This is a genomic window from Isoptericola sp. GX10416 (assembly GCF_056590155.1).
Genome location: NZ_JBWPVO010000004.1, coordinates 313,061 through 329,756 on the forward strand (window position 1 = coordinate 313,061; position 16,696 = coordinate 329,756).

Consider the following 16,696-nt stretch of genomic DNA (forward strand, 5'->3'; position numbering starts at 1 on the left):
CCTCCGCCTCGGTCAACCCGGGGCCTCGCGATCGGAGCCGATGCCCGTGACCTCCCTCTCCTCGAGTGCCTTCGACCTGCCCGACTCTCGCGCCGCCAAGGCTGACGTCGCCCTGGTCGGCGCCGACGAGCGCCACTTCGCCGCGATCGCCGCGAGCCTCGCCGAGTCGACGGCGGACCTCACCGAGCGCCTCGACGCTGCCCGCCGCGCCCCCGCCGGTCCGGGGCAGGCGGCGCTGGACCGCGACCAGGAGATCCACCGGCTCACGGGGCGCCTGCGCACGCTGCAACGGTTCGGCCTGGACCTGTGCCTCGGGCGCATGGTCCCGGCCGACGGCGGCGACCCGGTCTACGTGGGGCGCCTCGGCCTGACGGACGGCACCGGCGAACGTCTGCTCGTCGACTGGCGCTCGCCGGTGGCCGAACCGTTCTTCGGCGCCACGCATGCCGACCCGATGGGGTTGGCCAGCCGCCGCCGCTACCACTGGACGGACGGGCGGGTCAGCGACTACTGGGACGAGGTCTTCGCCACCGATGCGGATGGGGCGCCGGGCGGTGCCGGTGCCGCCGGACCGGCCGAGCACCCCGCGCTCGACGACCAGTCCGCGTTCATCGCCGGCCTGGGTGCCGAGCGCTCGGACCGGATGCGCGACGTGCTCGGCACCATCCAGGCGGACCAGGACGCGATCATCCGTGCCGGGTCGCGGGGCACCCTGGTGGTGGACGGCGGGCCGGGCACCGGCAAGACGGTGGTGGCCCTGCACCGCACCGCCTACCTGCTGTACTCCGACCCGCGGCTCGGGCACCGTCGGGGCGGGGTGCTGTTCGTCGGCCCGCACCGGCCGTACCTGGCGTACGTCTCGGACGTCCTGCCCAGCCTGGGCGAGGAGGGCGTGCAGACCTGCGTTCTGGCGGACCTCGTCCCGGAGGGGCGGACGGCGGCCCCTGAGCCGGATCCGCAGGTGGCCCGGCTGAAGGCGGACGCGCGCATGGTGGCCGCGATCGAGCCTGCGGTACGCCTCTACGAGAACCCGCCGACGGAAGGGCTCCTGGTCGAGACGCCCTCGGCGGACGTCTGGATCGGCGCCGACGACTGGGCGGAGGCGTTCGCGACCGCCGAGCCGGGTACGCCGCACAACGAGGCCCGCGACCAGGTGTGGGAGGCGCTGCTGCGCATCGGTGTGGACAAGCTTCGCGACGAGCTCGCCGACGGCGGCAACCTCGACGCCTGGGACGACGGCACGGGGGACGGCGTCGACGGGGCCGACGGCGGCGCGGACGACGAGTTCGACGCCTACGGGCGTATCGCCGTCGACCCGGACGGCGCCTCGCGGGCCGCGCTCACGGCGAACCGCGATCTGGTGCGGACGTTCGGGCGGGCGTGGCCGCTGCTGGAGCCGACCGACGTCGTCGGCGACCTGTGGGAGGTGCCCGCCTATCTGCGCCGGTGCGCGCCGTGGCTGGAGCCGGACGAGGTCTCCGCGCTGCAGCGGGCGGACGCCCGGGCGTGGTCGGTGGCGGACGTACCGCTGCTGGACGCGGCGCACCGGCGGATCGGGGACCCGGGGGCGGCGCGCCGTCGACGGCGGCAGGAGGCGGCCGCAGCGGCCGAGCGGGCGCGCATGGCCGACGTGGTCGACGACCTGATCGCGACGGACGACTCGGACATGGGTGTGATGTCGATGCTGCGGGGCCAGGACCTGCGGACCGCGCTGGTGGACACCTCCGAGGTCCCCGTGGCGGAGCCGGACGAGCTCGCCGGACCGTTCGCGCACGTGGTGGTCGACGAGGCGCAGGAGCTGACCGACGCGGAGTGGCAGATGCTGCTGGCGCGCTGCCCGTCGCGGAGCCTGACGGTGGTGGGGGACCGCGCCCAGGCGCGGCACGGCTTCACGGAGACCTGGGCGGAGCGGCTCGAGCGCGTGGGCCTGGACCGGGTCGGGATCGCCTCGCTCACGATCAACTACCGCACGCCGCGGGAGGTGATGGCCGCGGCCGAACCAGTGATCCGGGCGGCGATCCCGGACGCGAACGTCCCCACGTCGGTGCGCGGTGCCGGGCCGGTCGTCCACCGGACGACGGCGGAGCTGGAGCGGGTGCTCGACGACTGGCTCGCGGAGCACCCCGGCACCGCGTGCGTCGTCGGCGACGTCGACATCGCCCCGCGGGAACGCCTCCGGGTGCTGACGCCGGTGCTGGCCAAGGGGCTCGAGTTCGACCTGGTCGTGCTCGTGGACCCGCAGCGGTTCGGCGACGGGATCGAGGGAGCGGTGGACCGCTACGTGGCGATGACCCGTGCGACGCAGCAGCTCGTGGTGCTCACGGGCTGAGCGCCTCGGTCAGGACCCGGCCCTGCGTGCCGGCCGGCGGGTCGATGCCGAGCAGCGCGGCGACCGTGGGCGCCACGTCGACGTGCCGCGGGTCCGACGGCGCCCGGCCCGGCACGATCCCGGCGCCCGCCAGCGCGAACCCGACGTCGAGCTCGGTGGTGGCCCCGTGGCGGCCGGCCGGGCGCCGGGGTGCGGAGCCGAACGACCAGCCGGGCTCGGGCTCGACCAGCAGCTCGCCGTAGCGAGGGCTCATCCGCATCCGGGCCTGGTCCTCCCGGTCGAAGACGGCCCGCACCGGGGGCAGCTCCTCGAGAGCCGCGCGGATCGTCCGCTCGGCCGCCCGGTCCCCGGCGGCGCGGCCGACCAGGTGCAGGCTCGCCACCCCGCCCACGACGGCCACCACGTCGGTCCGGCGCCGGGGGGAGCCCCCGGGACGCACGATCTCGAGGCGGTACCCGGCGCGGGAGACCGCGCGCCGGGCCGCACGGCCGAACCCTCGGTCGAACGTCGTCATGCCGTGGTCGCCGAGCAGCACGAACGCGGTGCGCTCGGCGATGCCGGCCTCCTCGAGGGCCGCGAGCAGGCGCCCCACCTGGGCGTCGATGTCTCGCAGCGCGGCGGGGATCCCGGGGTGCCGGTCCCCGCCGGCGTGGCCCAGCGCGTCCAGGGTGTCGCAGTACACCGCGAGGAGCTGCGGCAGCCGCCGCAGGGTGACCGGCCGCCCGGCGCTGGCCACGGCCTCGCCGCGCAGCACGGCGAGCGCGTCGTCGACGCGCCGCGCGCAGTCGCCGCCCGGCCGCGTGTAGAGGCCGTCCGGATCGCCGTAGGCCGTGCCGTGGCCCTGCAGCACCGGCCACTGGACGCAGAGGACGGTGCCACCCTGCTCGCGTACCGCCTCCGCGAGCGTGGGGACGGCGATCTCGCGGTGCTGGCCCTGGGCGGTGCGCGTCGTGGGGTCGTACCAGAACGCCGCGTTGAGGTGGCGCTCCGGCCACGCGCCCGTGGCGACGGAGGTCCATGACGGGTTGGTGACGCTCGGCATGACGCCGGTCCCGGTGGTCAGGCTCCCGCGGCGCACCAGGGCGTCCAGGTGCGGCGTCGGCAGCCTGTCGAGCAGCGGGAGGTAGCCGGCGCCGAACCCGTCCAGGGCGAGGAGGACGACGTGGTCGGCCGGCGGCGGTGTGTCGACGGGCGTGTCCATGTCCTCATGGTCGCCGACGGACCTGATTCGGCACGAGGGCCACGGGTCGGGCAGTATATGAGCGGTCGCGAAGCAGCCGCGACCCCGAGAGGCTCAGAAGGTGACTGTGGACGACAAGTTGATTCACGGTGGTGTCCGGATCGACGAGGAGCGCGCCCACTGGGTGATGTGGGGCGAGGTCGACGGTGCCGTCCAGAAGCGGGTGGAGGCCGAGGTGGCCGACCACCTGCGCCGGACGGCCGAGGAGACGCTCACCGTGGATCTCGGCGGCGTGACGTTCATCGACTCCGGTGGTCTGCGCCTGCTGTACTCGGCGGCGGAGTCGAAGCCCACCCCGCCGGTGCTGATCGACGCCCCGGCGAGGGTCGTCGACCTGCTGCGGATCAGCGGGGTGGATACGCTGTTCGTCCTGAAGGACTGAGGAGGACGACTTCGTGGACCAGACTCTTCCGCTGGCCCGAGCACCCCACGGATTCCGCGAGGTGCGGTCCTGGCCGCTCCTGGAGCTCGAGGAGCTCGCCCTGATCCGTGACGATCTCTGCGCCACGTTGCCGGGCCGCGAGCGGTCGAGGCTCGAGGACGTGCCGGAGTCCGTCGTGCTGGTCGCCAGCGAGCTGGCGACCAACGCCCTGAGCTACGCCGGTCAGCCGGCGGTGGTCCGGCTGTCCGAGCGGGACGGCGAGTACCTCCTCGAGGTGGTCGACCGGGCACCCGACCGGATCCCGGGGGCGGTCGGGGGCGGCCCCAGCGGTCAGGGAGGGTTCGGGCTCCTGCTGGCGGCGCGGCTGGCCGACGAGGTCGGCTGGTACCGGACCGCCACGGCCAAGCACGTCTGGGCCCGGTTCGTCGTGCGCTCCCGCCAGCCCAGCATGTCCGCCTGACGCGGGTCCGCCCGGTCAGCGCGTGACGCGGACGAGCCGCGTCGGCGCGGCTGCGTGCTTGCCCGCGCGGGCCTAACGTCGGGGGATGAGCCAGGAGAACGACGGAGCCCGTCGCGAGGCGGCGGGCAGCAAGAGTGCCAAGATCCTCTACCGCCCCTTCGGTCTGGCGAGCTCGATCGTGGGAGGCGTCGTGGCGGGGCAGGTGTTCCGCCGGGTCTACAAGCGGGTGGCGCCCGGGCACCCCGACGACCCGCCGAAGCCGCTGGAGTCCGAGTACTCGCTGCGCGAGATCGTCCTCGCGTCGCTCCTGCAGGGCGCGATCTTCGCCCTCGTCAAGGCGCTCGTCGACCGCGGTGGCGCCCGGGTGTTCCAGCGGTGGACGGGGGAGTGGCCCGGGGACTGACCGGCGCCCTGCTCTCACGCGAGCTCTCCGCGAGCTCTCGTGGGCGCGGGATAGGTTGACGGGGATGCGTCAGCCCTCCACGTCGCCAGGCGGACCGATCACCCGGGTGCCCGGCATGCCGGCGCTGCTGACCATGTCCGCGCTCGGGTTCTCGGGCTACGCGCTGCTCCTGCCCGTGGCTCCTCTGTGGGCGGTGCACGGCGGGGCGGGCTCCGGTGGGGCCGGGCTCGTCAACGCGGTGCTGATGCTCGCGACGGTGCTGACCCAGACCACGATGCCGACGGCGCTGCGCCGCATCGGCTGGCGTCCGACGATGGTCGCGGGCGTGCTTCTGCTCGGCCTGCCGTCGGCCCTGTTCATGCTGACCGACGCCCTGGGGTGGCTGCTCGCGCTGTCCGCCGTGCGGGGGATGGGCTTCGCGGTCCTGACGGTGTGCGGGTCGAGCGCCGTGGCCGCCCTGGTGGACGGCCCGCGGCACGGCCGGGCGATCGGCGTGTACGGGCTGTCGATCGCCGTCCCGCAGCTCCTGCTGGTGCCGGGCTCGGCCTGGATCGCCGAGTCGCTCGACTTCCCCGTGGTGTTCGCCCTCGGGGCGCTGCCGGTGCTCGCCGTCCCGGCGGCAGCCGCGCTCGGCGGGCGCCTCCAACGGATCACGGCGGACGACGACCACGAGGCCGAGGACGCCGCACCGGGCCGCGCGGGGTGGCGGGTGCTGCTCGGGCTGATCCTGCCGTCGCTCGTCCTCCTCGCGGTCACGACACCCGGCGGGGCGCTGTTGACGTTCGCGCCACAGTTCGCCGGCAGCGCCGCGCTGGCGGCGGTCGGACTGCTCGGGTTCACGGCGGCGACCGCTCTCTCGCGCTGGGCCGTGGGCGGGCCGGCGGACCGGTACGGCCCGCGGGTCTTCCTCGCGCCGCTGCTGGTGTTGTGCGCTGGCGGGCTCGGGGTGTGCGCCTGGGCGATCGCCGACGGCGGCACGCACGGTGCGGCGCTGGTGCTGGGTATGACCGTGGTGGGCCTGGCCTACGGCAGCCTGCAGAACCTCACCCTGGTGGAGGCGTTCGCCGCTGTGCCGCGCCGCTCGCACCCGACGGCCAGCGCCGTGTGGAACATCGGGTTCGACGCGGGCACGGGGCTCGGTTCGCTGGTGGTGGGGTTCGTCGCGGCGGGCGCGAGCTTCGCGGCCGGGCTGACGACGACGGCGGCGGTCTGCGTGCTCGCGGCGGCTGTCGTGCTGGTGGTGGGCCGGCCCGTCCGCCGGACGGCTTGACCTGCCTGGCGGCTCGACCTGCCGGGCGGGAATGCACGGGACCCGCCACCGGTTGAGAACGATTATCGCTGCCATCCCTGCGCTCCAGGGACGCCCCCGGCGTGACCACCTCGAGCTGGTGAGGAGAACCATGAAGAACAGCATCCACCCGACCTACGGCCCCGTCGTCTTCCGTGACGACAGCGCCGGGTTCGCGTTCCTGACACGGTCGACCCTGGCCGGGGAGACGCCGTCAGGCCGAGGCCGACCCACCCGCACGATCGAGTGGGAGGACGGCGGCACCTACCCCGTCATCGACGTCGACGTCTCCAACGCGAGCCACCCGTTCTGGACCGGCGCCTCGCGCGTCGTGGACACCGCCGGGCGCGTCGAGAAGTTCCGCCGCCGGTACGGCGCCGGGTCCGCCGCCGCCACACCGGGCGGCGGTACGCGATGACGGTACGGGGCCGCGTCCGGGTCCCGCCGCGGCTCGCCCGAGCGGTGCGGGAGGGGCGCATCGAGATCCGCTGACGACGGCGCGGCGCACGGCCCAGCCCTTATGCTGGGCCGAGCGTCGCGTGCCGGTGGCAGACCGTGTCAGGCATGGAGGCGCCGGACCGAAGGAGGACGACGATGCGCTCGTCGAACTCTTCGTCGTCGCGTGACTGAGCGCGAGACGACCAGGCTCGTCGCCTGGAGCCAGGAGCTGCGCCGGGTGCACGGACGCCTGCGCGAGGCCCTGGACGTGACCCGCGAGGCGCTGGCCGACGGGACGCCCGGGCAGGCCGCCACCCGCGACCTGCTGCTGTACTGCCACGGCTTCTGCTCGGCGCTGGACGCCCACCACCGCGGTGAGGATCGAGCCCTGTTCCCCGCCATCGAGACGGCACACCCGGAGCTCGCGCCCGTGCTGCGGGCCCTCGAGCAGGATCACTCGATGATCGGCCACCTGCTCGGCGGGCTCCAGGCCGCCGTCGACCGGGCTGCGCCCGCGGCCGAGCTGGACCGCCACCTCGAGGGCGTCGCCGCGATCATGGAGAGCCACTTCCGCTACGAGGAGCGCCAGCTGCTCCGGGTCCTGGACTTGCTCGAGCTGGAAACCGACCCTGGTGACGCGATCGGCCCGCTGTAGGAGGCGCTCGCCCAGCTCCCGGCGGGCGGGCGCCCGGCCCAAGCCGCCGTGCAGCGGAGGCGGACCCGCCATACGTTGGGGTCAAAGGCGAGACCCGACGACCAGGAGGTTCGGCCATGACCGCAGGCGGCATCATCACGGCCATCATCATCGGCGCCATCATCGGCGCGCTCGGGCGGCTGGTAGTGCGCGGCCGTCAGAACATCTCGATCATCGCGACGATCCTCGTCGGCATCGTGGCGGCGCTGATCGGTACGTGGATCGCCAGCCTGATCGGTGTGCAGGACACGGGCGGCATCGACTGGATCGAGCTGGCCCTGCAGATCGTCCTCGCCGCGATCGGTGTCTCCATCGTGGCAGGCACCTCCGGGCGGAAGGCCTGAGCGGATGAGCGTGACGACGACGGACCACCGCGAGATCCGCTCGTGGGTCGAGGCGCGGTCGGGCGTGCCGATGCTCATCGAGTCGCCCGGACTCGGTGGTGAGCGCCCGGTCCCGGCGGTGGTGTTCCCGCACGACGAGAGCATCCCGGAGTCCCGCGAGGTCGGCTGGGACGAGTGGTTCGAGGTGTTCGACGCCTCGAACCTGGCGTTCCGCCACTCCCCGGGCGGGCCCGAGGACTCCCCGCCGGTCTACGAGCTGCTCAACCCCTGAGCCGCGCTCAGGTGCGGTGCCCGAGGACCGGGGCGAGCGCGCTGCCGTCCAGGTCGGCGAGGAGCTCCGCGGTGTCGGTGCGGATCTCGACAGCACCCGCCTCGGTCAGCTCGTGCGCGCCGACCCCGCCGCTGAGCACCCCCACGCACGGCACACCGGCCCGCTCCGCGGCGATGGCGTCCCACACGGAGTCACCCACGAACACCGCGTCCGCGGCCTCGACGCCCGCGGCCCGGAGCGCCACCTGCACGAGCTCCGGTTCGGGCTTGGAGGCCTCGACGTCCTGCGACGACGTCACCGCGTGGAGCGCGTCCTCCACGTCGAGCAGCTCCCGCAGCCGCGCGAGCTGCTCGGGCGAGGCCGACGTCGCGAGCACCGGCCGGGCACCGCGCGCGGCGATCTCGCGCACCAGCTCGCGTGCCCCGTCGAACACACGCATGCGATGGGCGGACTCGGCCTCGTGCCGAGAGTGGGCCTCGTCGACCTCGTCCGCGAGCGCCGACGACAGCTCGACGCCGCTGAGGGAGGCGACGCGCGGGATCAGCTGCGACCCGGCCATCCCGAGCGTCCGGTGGATCCGCCAAGCGTCGACCTCGATCCCGACGTCGGCGAAGGAGCGGAGCCACGCGTCGACCTGCAGGTAGTTCGAGTCGACGAGCGTCCCGTCGACGTCGAGCAGCACCGCGCCGGTCATGCGGAGCCATTTTTGGACGGTGCGGGCAGAGGGGCACAAGTTCGGCTCATCTGTCGATCCTCGGGCCCGGCCGCCGATACCGCCACCCCGAGCAGTCACCCGCGCGGCAGCCCTCGCTCCCACCGCCCGACGACGTCTCGGCACGCCGTGACGTCGTCGTCCGCGACGACCAGGACCAGGTTGCCGTCGTGGTCGCTGTACTGGACCTCGACGTTCACCCCGGCGTCGCCGAGCTGCCGGGCAAGCGTGCCGAGCTGGCCGGGGGCGTCCTGGTCGAGCCGGGTCATGATCACGTCGCGCGCGACGGCGCGGCCCAGCCCGGCCGAGGCGACGGCCGCCACGGCCGCTGCGCCGTCGTCCACGAGGTAGTGCGCGACCGCCCACTCACCGTGCGCGACGACGCCGCCGCCCTCGAGGCTGACGCCCGCGTCGCCGAGCGCCTCACCGAGGTCGGCGAGCGCCCCGGGCCGGTGGGGCAGCTCGACCCGCAGGTCCTGCCCGGGGGCGCTCACGACGTCACGACCGTCGTCTCGACGACCACCGGCACGGACAGGGAGCTCGCGACGTAGCACTCCCGGTGCGCCTGCTCGGCGAGGCGGCGCACCTGGTCGGGGGCGACGTCGGGGCCGGTCGTGACTGTCGGGCGCAGGCGGACCTCGCCGAGCCGCGGGGGCTGCGCGCCCAGGTCGAGGTGGCTGGTGGCCTCGTCGGCGTACGCCAGCACCTCGACGCCCGCCCGTGCCGCCACCGCGAGGAAGGACAGCATCTGGCACGACGACGCGGCCATCACGACGAGCTGCTCCGGGTTGAGGCGGTCAGGGCTCCCGCGGAAGCCCGGGTCCGCGCTCAGGGCGACCTCCGCCGTCGACGGTTCGGTGGTGGCGACGTGGTCGCGCGAGTACGACCGGATGCCCCCGGCCGTCGAACCGGTCCAGTGCAGCGAGGTGGCATAGCGATGGCTCATGCACCGCACGCTAGGCGCGGGACGTTTCGGCGGCCGCCGAACCGTGCCCGTCGTAGCGTGGGTCTCGTGAGCAGGGACCGTGACTTCACCGCCGTCGGCCGGGCGCTGGCCACGCCCGCGCGCTCGGTGTTCCTCAACCTGCTGCTGGACGGCACGCGGCGGCCTGCCGGCGAGCTGGCGCGTGCCGCCGATGTCCGCGCCTCCACCGCGTCGGAGCACCTGTCCGTGCTGGTCGACGCCGGTCTCGTGACGTGCGAGGCGCACGGACGGCACCGCTACTACGCCCTCGCCGGGCCGCACGTCGCCACCGCGCTCGAGGCGCTGGGCACGCTGGCGGCCCCGGCACCCGTCGTCGGCTACCGGCTCAGCCGGCACGCGCAGCACCTGGCCCGTGCACGGTTCTGCTACGACCACCTGGCCGGTCACCTCGGCATCGCGCTCGCGGACGCCTGGGTGGGCCGCGGCTGGCTGGCCGGGCGTGAGGTGCTGGTCCTCACCGACTCCGGTGCCGACGGGCTGCAGGCCACCGGGTTCGACGTCGACGGTGCGGTCGCCGCTCGCAGGCCCACCACGCGGGCCTGCCTCGACTGGACCGAACGGCGACCGCACCTGGCCGGAGCGCTGGGTGCCGCCGTCGGACGCCGGTTCCTCGAGGCGGGCTGGGTGGTGCGGCACCGCTCAGGACGAGGCCTGGACCTCACCGAGGTCGGCACGGCGATGCTCCGGGAGGCGTGGGGCGTCACTCTCGCCGACCCGGACGCGAGGCGCGCGGAGACGGCGAGACCCGACGGGCGAGAGGCGGCGGGCGAGACGGTACGCGTCGCGGTGGACGTAGCCGAGCAGGGCTGAGCCGCGGTCCCGTTGCCACGGTCGTCCGACGGCGTGCAGCCCGGGCACGGGAGTGGCGCCGTCGTCGACGACGAGGCCGCCGTCGTCGTCGAGTGCGCCGGGGACAGCGATCCACGTGTCGTCGTGCCGGTACCCGGTGGCCCACACGACCGCCCGGGGCTGGACGGTGCGGTCGTCGGCGAACCGGACCGTGCGGCCGTCAGCGGCAGTGGCCCGAGGGTGGAACATGACCCCGGCGTCGCGCAGGGCGCGGCGCGGCGTGCCGATGACGGGCTCGTTCGCGCGCAGGCGACGACCGACGAGCGAGCCGGCCGGGGCGTGGATCGCGCGGGTGGTGGTGAGCCACCAGAACAGGTCCCGCCCGAGGGAGCGCTGCGGGAGCTCACGCAGCCGCGCACCCTCCGACAGGTGCACGGTCCGCCCGGCCCGGGCGAGCTCGAGCGCGATCTGGCGTCCGGAGTTCGCACCCCCGACGACCAGCACCGGTCCGGGCGGGACCTCGTCCGGACGCCGGTAGTCGTCGGTGTGGACCTGCACGACGCCCGGGTCGAGACGGGCCGCGAGCGCCGGTGTCCACGGCCGGCCGAACGCACCGGTGGCCACGACCACCCGCGCAGCCCGGACCGTCTCCCCGCCGGCGAGGTGGAGGCGGAAGTCGCCCGCTGCACCCTCCAGCCGGACGACCTCGGCGCCGGTGCGCACGGGGAGTTCGAATTGGGTCGCGTAGTCCTCGAGGTAGGCGGCGACCTGGTCCTTGCCGGGGTAGGACCACGGGTCGGCAGGGAACGTCGCGCCGGGCAGGGCGTCGTACCGCGCCGGGGTGAACAGGCGCAGTGAGTCCCAGCGTCGCGCCCAGCTCGCCCCGACCCGCTCGGCGCGCTCGATCAGCAGCACGTCGACGCCGGCACGGGTCAGGTGGTACCCGAGCGCGAGCCCGGCCTGCCCGGCGCCGACCACGACGACGTCGCGCGGGTCGTTCGGATTCTCTGGAGTTCGCACCGGGCCGACGATACACGGGATCGTGTACTGTCTCGGTGCAAAAGCGGAGGCGTCAGCGCCGCGTCAGCCGGATCACGGGGATCTGCCGGTCCGTCTTGCGCTCGTAGCCCGCGAACTGCTTCGCGCTCGACTTGATCCGCTCCCACGCGACGGTGCGCTCCTCGCCGTGCAGCTCGGTGGCGGAGACGGGGATCGTCTCGCCGCCGAGCTCGATGGTGACCTCGTCAGGATGGGCGGCGACGTTGCGGTACCAGGCAGGGTTCGAGGCCGCCGCGCCGGCAGACGCGATGACGAGCCAACCGTCGTCGTCCGGGAACCAGGCCAGCGGGGTGGACCGCGGTTCGCCGCTCGTGCGCCCCACGGCGGTCAGCACGAGGAGGTTCATGCCCATCGTGGAACCCCGCGCGCGACGTGCCCGGCCGGCCGCCAGCTTGTTGACGCACCGGACGAACCGCCCGGGCCGGATCCCGGCACCGTACGTGCCCTGGGGGTGGGTGAAGGACATGAGGTCTCCTGATCGTCGGTGGGCGGCCGCTCTGCCGAGACTACGTGTCCTCGTGGAGGAGGGAGGGGATCCTTCCGCCGCAACGCATCGTTTCTGATTCACCTCGTGCCGGGAGGGGCGCTGAATCATTCTTGATCCATCGGGCGCGTGGATGTGGTATGAATCAGAGAGGAGTCCTCGCCGACCGTGGTTTCGTGCCAGGACCCAGGCCGGCCTGGGTAGGGCGATCCGGCGCGCCCGCCAGACGGCTGGCTTCTCTCAGGACGAGCTGGCGGCTGAGGCGACCACCTCCCGTCCCACGCTCTCCCGTCTGGAACGCGGCGCGTCCGTCGCCAGCAAGACCGTCCTCGCCGCCGCGGCGGCTTGCGGATACGAGATCGTCCTGGTGCCTCGTGGCGCCCGGGTGACCGTCGGGCCGCCGGATGCGGAGGGCGCGCCCGACGGCCACCCGGAGATTCCTGCACTGGTGGAGCAGCGCGCCGAGGCCGTCCGTGACGCAGCCTGACGGAGCGCCCGGGAGCGGACGGCGCCGGATTCACTGCAGCCCGAACCCGCCGTCCGTCGTCAGCCGCTGGCCCACCATCCACGAACCGGCCGGGCTCACGAGCCAGCCGATCAGCCGGGCCGGGTCGGTCGGCTCGCCCCAGCGTCCGAACGGTGTCGCCGCGCGTAGCTCCTCCAGCTCCGCGAGCGGCCGGTCCGTCGTCCCCGGGTCGAGGTAGCCGGTGTTCACCGGGCCGGGGTTGACGGTGTTGAGGACGACGCCGAGCTCGAGCAGCTCGGCCGCCACGGTGGCGGTCACCCCGGCCAGCGCCGCCTTCGACGTGGCGTAGGCGACCTCGCCACGCATCGGTCCGGCCTCCTGGCCCGACGTCATCCACACCACCTTCGGCGCGGTCGCAGGGTCCGACGGCGCAGCGGTGCCCGACGGCGCGGCACGCCCCAGACGCTCGCCGGGACGCGACGTCGGGCCCGGCTCCGCGGCGACGCGCTGCTGGGCGAAGCGGCGCGTCAGGAGCAGCGTGGACCGGGTGTTCGTCTCCCAGAACGCGTCCAGGGCTGCCGCCGACATGTCGAGGATCGACCCGATAGCGCGAGATGCCATCGCGGGTCTATCGCTGACGGGATGTTGCCAGCGTCTCGAGGGAGCGCGGAAATGGCACCCTGGCGTGATGAGATGCTTGCGGGTGGTGGCCGGTGAACAGACCCTTCATCGTTCGGTGTGAAGCAATGGTGGCACGTCACTCCACGCCGAACGATGAAGCGTCCGCTCAGTTATCGGCCACCGGAGCATCGTCAGACGTTAGATGGACCACGACATCAACTCCGCTACTTGCGGCTTCGGCTGCTGCCTCGAACTCCTCAATTTCCTCGGGCGTGAGGTCATCGCCGAGGGTGTAGACGGTCAGGACTAGGTGGTCTTCTGACGCTTCATAGCGCACTTCCACGGGGCGGTCGTCGATGTTGATGGCGTTGATCACCGTGCGTTCGAGGTTCGCGGCCTCGGCCGACGAGACCTGTGTGGGCGCGAGAGTGCTGTCTTCTCCGCTGGGAGCGTCGACGCCTCCACACCCGCCGATGATGAAGGTCGCGGCGATCACTGCCGATGCGACCACTGAACTCCGAGTGCTGAATCGCATTGGTGGCTCCACTTCAGCTTGTCTTTACCTTGACGGTGCCCGAGATTTTCGAGATGTACGCGATCGGAGTAATGTAGGAGCCCTTGGAGTTGCTTCCGGTGGTCACGCCGTACGCGGTGTGGACGGCGAACCAGGGCCCGCCAGAATCCCCCTTGTCGCTAATCTTTTCGGCAGTCTGGTACAGGTTGCAGTACTTCTTGTTGATGTTCGTAAAGGTCACGCACCCCCTGTATGAAGCGACCTTGCTGTGTGTATAGTTGGTGGTTTTGCCGAACTTGTAAAGCGTCTTGCCGACAGACACGATCCCTGTGCTGTTCACGGTGCGGAACGTCGCGCCCTTCTTGTATCGGAACTTATTCTTTGGTGTCCCGCCAGTAAGCTTTGTAAATCTTAGATCGTTCTGTTCGCTGGCAACGTACGTTGTGCTGGTTGCGTCACCGTCATACTTGGCCGGCTTAGTTGTACAATGCGCTGCCGTTATGATTCCGTAGGCGCTCCCGCGCTTGCCGACAAACCCGCCGGTGCAGCCACCGTAGACCATGCCTCCCCTGGTGTTCGACTCCGCCTGTGGGGCGTCACTATCGTCCTCGTATTCGACGCTGATCGTGGGACTGGCGGTCGACTGCTTGGCGCTAACTTGGGCGACGCTCTCCGCAAGGTCGGCTATTGCGGCTCTGTCAGCGTCTACCCATGCGGTCACTACGACGCTGTCGGTCTTGTATTCGTAGCGCGCTGCAAGTGCGGTCTCGGCTGTGTCTGCAGTCTCGACTGTGTCACCTATCGCGCCTTCGATCTTTTCCATAGCGGCCAGCTCGACTGTGGAACGATCAAAGTATGGGACGGCCCCCTCGTCTGTGGTCTCGACCTTCACGTTGACGCCATGCTTAGTGGCGTGGGCCTTGGCGGTCTCGGTACCGTTTGGAGTGACGGCTACGAGTCCGTGATCACCCTCCCATCGGAAATCGATGATACTGGCGGGTGCGAGTTCCAGGATATCGGTGAGATATTGGCTGAATGCGTCTTGCCCAGCGGCCGTGTTGATTTCCTCTTGGACAAGTGCGTCGTCGCTATCGCCTGCCGCTGCGCTAGTTGTCGTTGCAGTTCCGGCGAGTACGAACGTCGCTGCTAGGGCGATCCAGCGCGGTCGAGCCTTCTTGAGGCGCTTACGTTCCATTGAAGTTGTGGCCCTCTCGCTTCTTGCTCGGTCCGACGGGCGTTCTCGCCTGAAGGTGGGTTGAAAGTACCGTGGTTTCCGACCGTCAACAAGCGGTGAGCGACTCATCATCTGCGCAACGCTACTGGCCGCATCGGCGCCAGAATGCAGATTCGAACTGCCAGCGTCATTCGCATGGAGAATGGCGTGGCTTGCTGGATCCAAATATTCGATTGTCATGGGAAGGCGTGACTCCCGTCTGTGTTTGCTGCCTGATCGCGTCGGCCTTGGGAGCTGGAAGGGCGGAGCCGGTGTAGTTCGAAGACGACGCTCGTGTCTGTTAGATGGCCGGCATGACTGGGGCTACTACTCCACGAGGCCAAGCGTTATGCAATCGTGACCTGACTGGTGCCGTAAACGATCGTTTCTGGGACGGGCCGACCGGGCATCCCGCGCTGACGCAGACCGGCCGCAGTGGCGCGCGTGCCTGGACTACCTGCGTCCGGGGGACACCCTGGTGGTGCGCGCCCTGGACCGCATCGCCGGCAGCGAGGTCATGGCGATCGAGACCGTCAACGAGCTCGGCCGGCGCGAGGTCAACATCAAGAGCCTCACCGAGCCGGCGATCGACACCACCACCACCCCGATGGGTCGAGCGCTGTTCAGCATCACCGCCGTCTACGGGCAGCTGCGCGTAGACACCATCCGGGAGAACACCCGCCGCGGCCTGGCCCACGCCAGAGCGCAGGGCCGCATCGGTGGCCGGCCCACCGTGATCACGCCCGAGCGCCTTGACGTGGCCCGACGGATGCGTGCCGACGGGGACACACTCGCCCACATCGCGAAGGTGCTCGGCATCGGCAAGTCGTCAGTCGCGCGAGCGCTGGGCAAGATCGAGGACCAGAGCGACGGCGACCACGGAAGGCCGGGCACGGAGGCCCGCGACGGTGAACCCGGAAGCCGTGGGGCTCGTTCCTGACGCTCCATCATGGCCGCCGCGTCGTGCGCGCAAGCGGGCCAGGGCCCGCCGTCTGGGCCAGAATTTCTCGGCCGCGTCGCTGCGCTCCTTGTTCCGGTCCGAGAACTTCTTCCCCCGACGCCCTGCGGGTTGACGCACCCGCCGCTCGGGCGGCCGATGGCTCCGCTATCAGGAACGAGGCCCCCACCTGAGCGAGAGGAACGCAGATGCTCACCGTCACCGTCTACAGCACCGGCCCGCAGTGCATCCGCTGCAAGATGACCATCGACAAGCTCGAGGACCCGGCCGTGAACGTCGTCGTCGTCGAACTGGCGGACAACCCCGGTGCCCGCGCCTACGTCACCGAAGACCTGGGCTACAGCGAGGCCCCCGTGGTCGTCGTCGAGGACGGCACCGGACAGGACCACTGCGCCGGCTTCCGCCCCGACCAGATCAACCGCGTCGCACGCGCCGCTCAGGCCGAGTGAACCAGCAGGGGAGGAGGGCAGCGATGAACACCACCGGCACCACCACGACAGCGCGGATCCTGGTCGCAAACGCGGCCGCGTGGGACTACTGGCGCTGGCACCCAAGTAGTCGGCGGGCCAAGGCTGACACAGCGAAGGCGGGAGCCATCGAGGGTAAGATTACCGGCAAGGTAGCCGACTTTGGCCCTCAAATCTACCGATGGAGGAGAGGTGCGGCGATGCTGCTGGCAATCAAGAGACGACATATGGGCGCCTACCGTGATTGCAATTCTCTGCGTCACGACGCGCCACGAAAAGGCATGGGAGCGGCTTGGGAGTTAACAGGGTACATCGGCACACCTTTCGTAATGGTGGGCGCGCTATATGTTTCGCAGTGGACCGGTGAACCACTGATCACTGAGCCTTTCCCAGTAGGGGTGTGAACGTCACACGGACCTGTCGTGCTCGACGTGCAGCAGCATGAGGGCTGCGGCGATGATGACGGTGGTCTTCGACGGGCTCATGTGGATCTTGTCCAGGGCCTTGAACGTGCTCTTGAGGATCGCGTTGCCCCGCTCGGCCACCGCCCGGATCGCTGAGTGCAGCAGGTTGAAGCAC

Annotated in this window: 21 protein-coding genes and 2 pseudogenes; 14 read left to right on the forward strand and 9 right to left on the reverse strand. The window is 71.7% G+C overall.

Translation table 11 applies throughout. The features are described from left to right. Positions 1 to 40 precede the first annotated feature (40 nt). On the forward strand, positions 41 to 2,329 hold the full coding sequence (helR, locus tag ACWAT2_RS09195) for an RNA polymerase recycling motor ATPase HelR (protein WP_402375066.1): 2,289 nt from the start codon (positions 41 to 43) through the stop codon (positions 2,327 to 2,329). On the opposite strand, the gene ACWAT2_RS09200 is transcribed toward helR, so the two are convergent. Next, positions 2,319 to 3,530, reverse strand: coding sequence for an alkaline phosphatase family protein (locus tag ACWAT2_RS09200; protein ID WP_402375068.1), 1,212 nt, complete (start codon positions 3,528 to 3,530; stop codon positions 2,319 to 2,321). The two genes, helR and ACWAT2_RS09200, sit on opposite strands and share 11 nt — an antisense overlap. A 100-nt stretch (positions 3,531 to 3,630) precedes the next feature. Between ACWAT2_RS09200 and ACWAT2_RS09205 the strand changes: the two genes are divergently transcribed. The 8 genes from ACWAT2_RS09205 to ACWAT2_RS09240 all read left to right on the forward strand — a co-directional run bounded on the left by ACWAT2_RS09205 (position 3,631) and on the right by ACWAT2_RS09240 (position 7,849). Then, the gene (locus tag ACWAT2_RS09205; RefSeq protein ID WP_402375070.1) at positions 3,631 to 3,951 is read left to right on the forward strand and encodes an STAS domain-containing protein; all 321 of its coding nucleotides are present in this window, start codon (positions 3,631 to 3,633) and stop codon (positions 3,949 to 3,951) included. Positions 3,952 to 3,964: 13 nt separating this feature from the next. After that, complete coding sequence (locus ACWAT2_RS09210) at positions 3,965 to 4,411, forward strand: ATP-binding protein (protein ID WP_402375072.1); 447 nt, start codon at positions 3,965 to 3,967, stop codon at positions 4,409 to 4,411. Positions 4,412 to 4,496: 85 nt separating this feature from the next. Next, positions 4,497 to 4,814: a DUF4235 domain-containing protein gene (locus ACWAT2_RS09215; protein WP_402375074.1), complete on the forward strand. Its 318-nt coding sequence runs from the start codon at positions 4,497 to 4,499 to the stop codon at positions 4,812 to 4,814. A 64-nt stretch (positions 4,815 to 4,878) separates the two neighbouring features. Beyond that, positions 4,879 to 6,084, forward strand: coding sequence for an MFS transporter (locus ACWAT2_RS09220; protein ID WP_402375076.1), 1,206 nt, complete (start codon positions 4,879 to 4,881; stop codon positions 6,082 to 6,084). 130 nt (positions 6,085 to 6,214) lie between these two features. Next, positions 6,215 to 6,520, forward strand: coding sequence for a type B 50S ribosomal protein L31 (locus ACWAT2_RS09225; protein WP_402375078.1), 306 nt, complete (start codon positions 6,215 to 6,217; stop codon positions 6,518 to 6,520). 204 nt (positions 6,521 to 6,724) lie between these two features. Further along, on the forward strand, positions 6,725 to 7,195 hold the full coding sequence (locus ACWAT2_RS09230; protein ID WP_402375080.1) for a hemerythrin domain-containing protein: 471 nt from the start codon (positions 6,725 to 6,727) through the stop codon (positions 7,193 to 7,195). Positions 7,196 to 7,311: 116 nt separating this feature from the next. Continuing rightward, positions 7,312 to 7,578, forward strand: coding sequence for a GlsB/YeaQ/YmgE family stress response membrane protein (locus ACWAT2_RS09235; RefSeq protein ID WP_402375082.1), 267 nt, complete (start codon positions 7,312 to 7,314; stop codon positions 7,576 to 7,578). A gap of 4 nt (positions 7,579 to 7,582) precedes the next feature. Beyond that, positions 7,583 to 7,849: a hypothetical protein gene (locus ACWAT2_RS09240; protein WP_402375084.1), complete on the forward strand. Its 267-nt coding sequence runs from the start codon at positions 7,583 to 7,585 to the stop codon at positions 7,847 to 7,849. A 7-nt stretch (positions 7,850 to 7,856) separates the two neighbouring features. Here the strand turns inward: ACWAT2_RS09240 and ACWAT2_RS09245 are convergent, their stop codons facing one another. The 3 genes from ACWAT2_RS09245 to ACWAT2_RS09255 all read right to left on the reverse strand — a co-directional run bounded on the left by ACWAT2_RS09245 (position 7,857) and on the right by ACWAT2_RS09255 (position 9,507). Next, positions 7,857 to 8,543 carry an HAD family hydrolase gene (locus tag ACWAT2_RS09245; RefSeq protein WP_402375086.1) on the reverse strand — a complete coding sequence of 229 codons (687 nt, stop codon included), beginning with the start codon at positions 8,541 to 8,543 and terminating at the stop codon, positions 7,857 to 7,859. Positions 8,544 to 8,638: 95 nt separating this feature from the next. After that, positions 8,639 to 9,055, reverse strand: a complete 417-nt coding sequence (locus ACWAT2_RS09250; protein WP_402375088.1) for a hypothetical protein — start codon at positions 9,053 to 9,055, stop codon at positions 8,639 to 8,641. Then, a complete protein-coding gene (locus ACWAT2_RS09255) occupies positions 9,052 to 9,507 on the reverse strand; it encodes an OsmC family protein (protein ID WP_402375090.1) in 456 nt (151 codons plus the stop codon). Before ACWAT2_RS09255 ends, ACWAT2_RS09250 begins: the two co-directional genes overlap by 4 nt. A gap of 66 nt (positions 9,508 to 9,573) precedes the next feature. On the opposite strand from ACWAT2_RS09255, the gene ACWAT2_RS09260 reads away from it, so the two are divergent. Further along, the gene (locus tag ACWAT2_RS09260; RefSeq protein ID WP_402375092.1) at positions 9,574 to 10,356 is read left to right on the forward strand and encodes an ArsR/SmtB family transcription factor; all 783 of its coding nucleotides are present in this window, start codon (positions 9,574 to 9,576) and stop codon (positions 10,354 to 10,356) included. A gap of 408 nt (positions 10,357 to 10,764) precedes the next feature. On the opposite strand, the pseudogene ACWAT2_RS09265 reads toward ACWAT2_RS09260, so the two are convergent. Both ACWAT2_RS09265 and ACWAT2_RS09270 read right to left on the reverse strand, forming a co-directional pair. Continuing rightward, positions 10,765 to 11,355, reverse strand: a pseudogene (locus ACWAT2_RS09265) (flavin-containing monooxygenase); the annotation flags it as partial. 52 nt (positions 11,356 to 11,407) lie between these two features. Further along, positions 11,408 to 11,860 carry a nitroreductase family deazaflavin-dependent oxidoreductase gene (locus tag ACWAT2_RS09270; protein WP_402375094.1) on the reverse strand — a complete coding sequence of 151 codons (453 nt, stop codon included), beginning with the start codon at positions 11,858 to 11,860 and terminating at the stop codon, positions 11,408 to 11,410. A gap of 151 nt (positions 11,861 to 12,011) precedes the next feature. On the opposite strand from ACWAT2_RS09270, the pseudogene ACWAT2_RS09275 reads away from it, so the two are divergent. After that, positions 12,012 to 12,227 (forward strand): annotated as a pseudogene (locus ACWAT2_RS09275) (helix-turn-helix domain-containing protein); the annotation flags it as partial. Positions 12,228 to 12,395: 168 nt separating this feature from the next. On the opposite strand, the gene ACWAT2_RS09280 reads toward ACWAT2_RS09275, so the two are convergent. From ACWAT2_RS09280 to ACWAT2_RS09290, 3 genes are all read right to left on the reverse strand, one after another. Next, complete coding sequence (locus ACWAT2_RS09280; protein WP_402375096.1) at positions 12,396 to 12,965, reverse strand: SDR family oxidoreductase; 570 nt, start codon at positions 12,963 to 12,965, stop codon at positions 12,396 to 12,398. A gap of 166 nt (positions 12,966 to 13,131) precedes the next feature. Then, entirely contained in the window at positions 13,132 to 13,461 is a 330-nt protein-coding gene (locus ACWAT2_RS09285) for a hypothetical protein (RefSeq protein ID WP_402375098.1), read from the reverse strand. A gap of 52 nt (positions 13,462 to 13,513) precedes the next feature. Further along, positions 13,514 to 14,674 (reverse strand): trypsin-like serine protease, encoded by a 1,161-nt coding sequence (locus tag ACWAT2_RS09290; RefSeq protein WP_402375100.1) that lies wholly within the window; start codon positions 14,672 to 14,674, stop codon positions 13,514 to 13,516. A 406-nt stretch (positions 14,675 to 15,080) separates the two neighbouring features. Here ACWAT2_RS09290 and ACWAT2_RS09295 point away from each other — a divergent pair, with 406 nt between their 5' ends. The 3 genes from ACWAT2_RS09295 (at position 15,081) to ACWAT2_RS09305 (ending at position 16,521) form a co-directional block, all read left to right on the forward strand. Further along, positions 15,081 to 15,632: a recombinase family protein gene (locus ACWAT2_RS09295; protein WP_402375118.1), complete on the forward strand. Its 552-nt coding sequence runs from the start codon at positions 15,081 to 15,083 to the stop codon at positions 15,630 to 15,632. A gap of 206 nt (positions 15,633 to 15,838) precedes the next feature. Continuing rightward, positions 15,839 to 16,099 carry a glutaredoxin domain-containing protein gene (locus ACWAT2_RS09300; RefSeq protein ID WP_402375102.1) on the forward strand — a complete coding sequence of 87 codons (261 nt, stop codon included), beginning with the start codon at positions 15,839 to 15,841 and terminating at the stop codon, positions 16,097 to 16,099. A 23-nt stretch (positions 16,100 to 16,122) separates the two neighbouring features. Continuing rightward, the gene (locus ACWAT2_RS09305; RefSeq protein ID WP_402375104.1) at positions 16,123 to 16,521 is read left to right on the forward strand and encodes a hypothetical protein; all 399 of its coding nucleotides are present in this window, start codon (positions 16,123 to 16,125) and stop codon (positions 16,519 to 16,521) included. Positions 16,522 to 16,696: the final 175 nt, after the last annotated feature.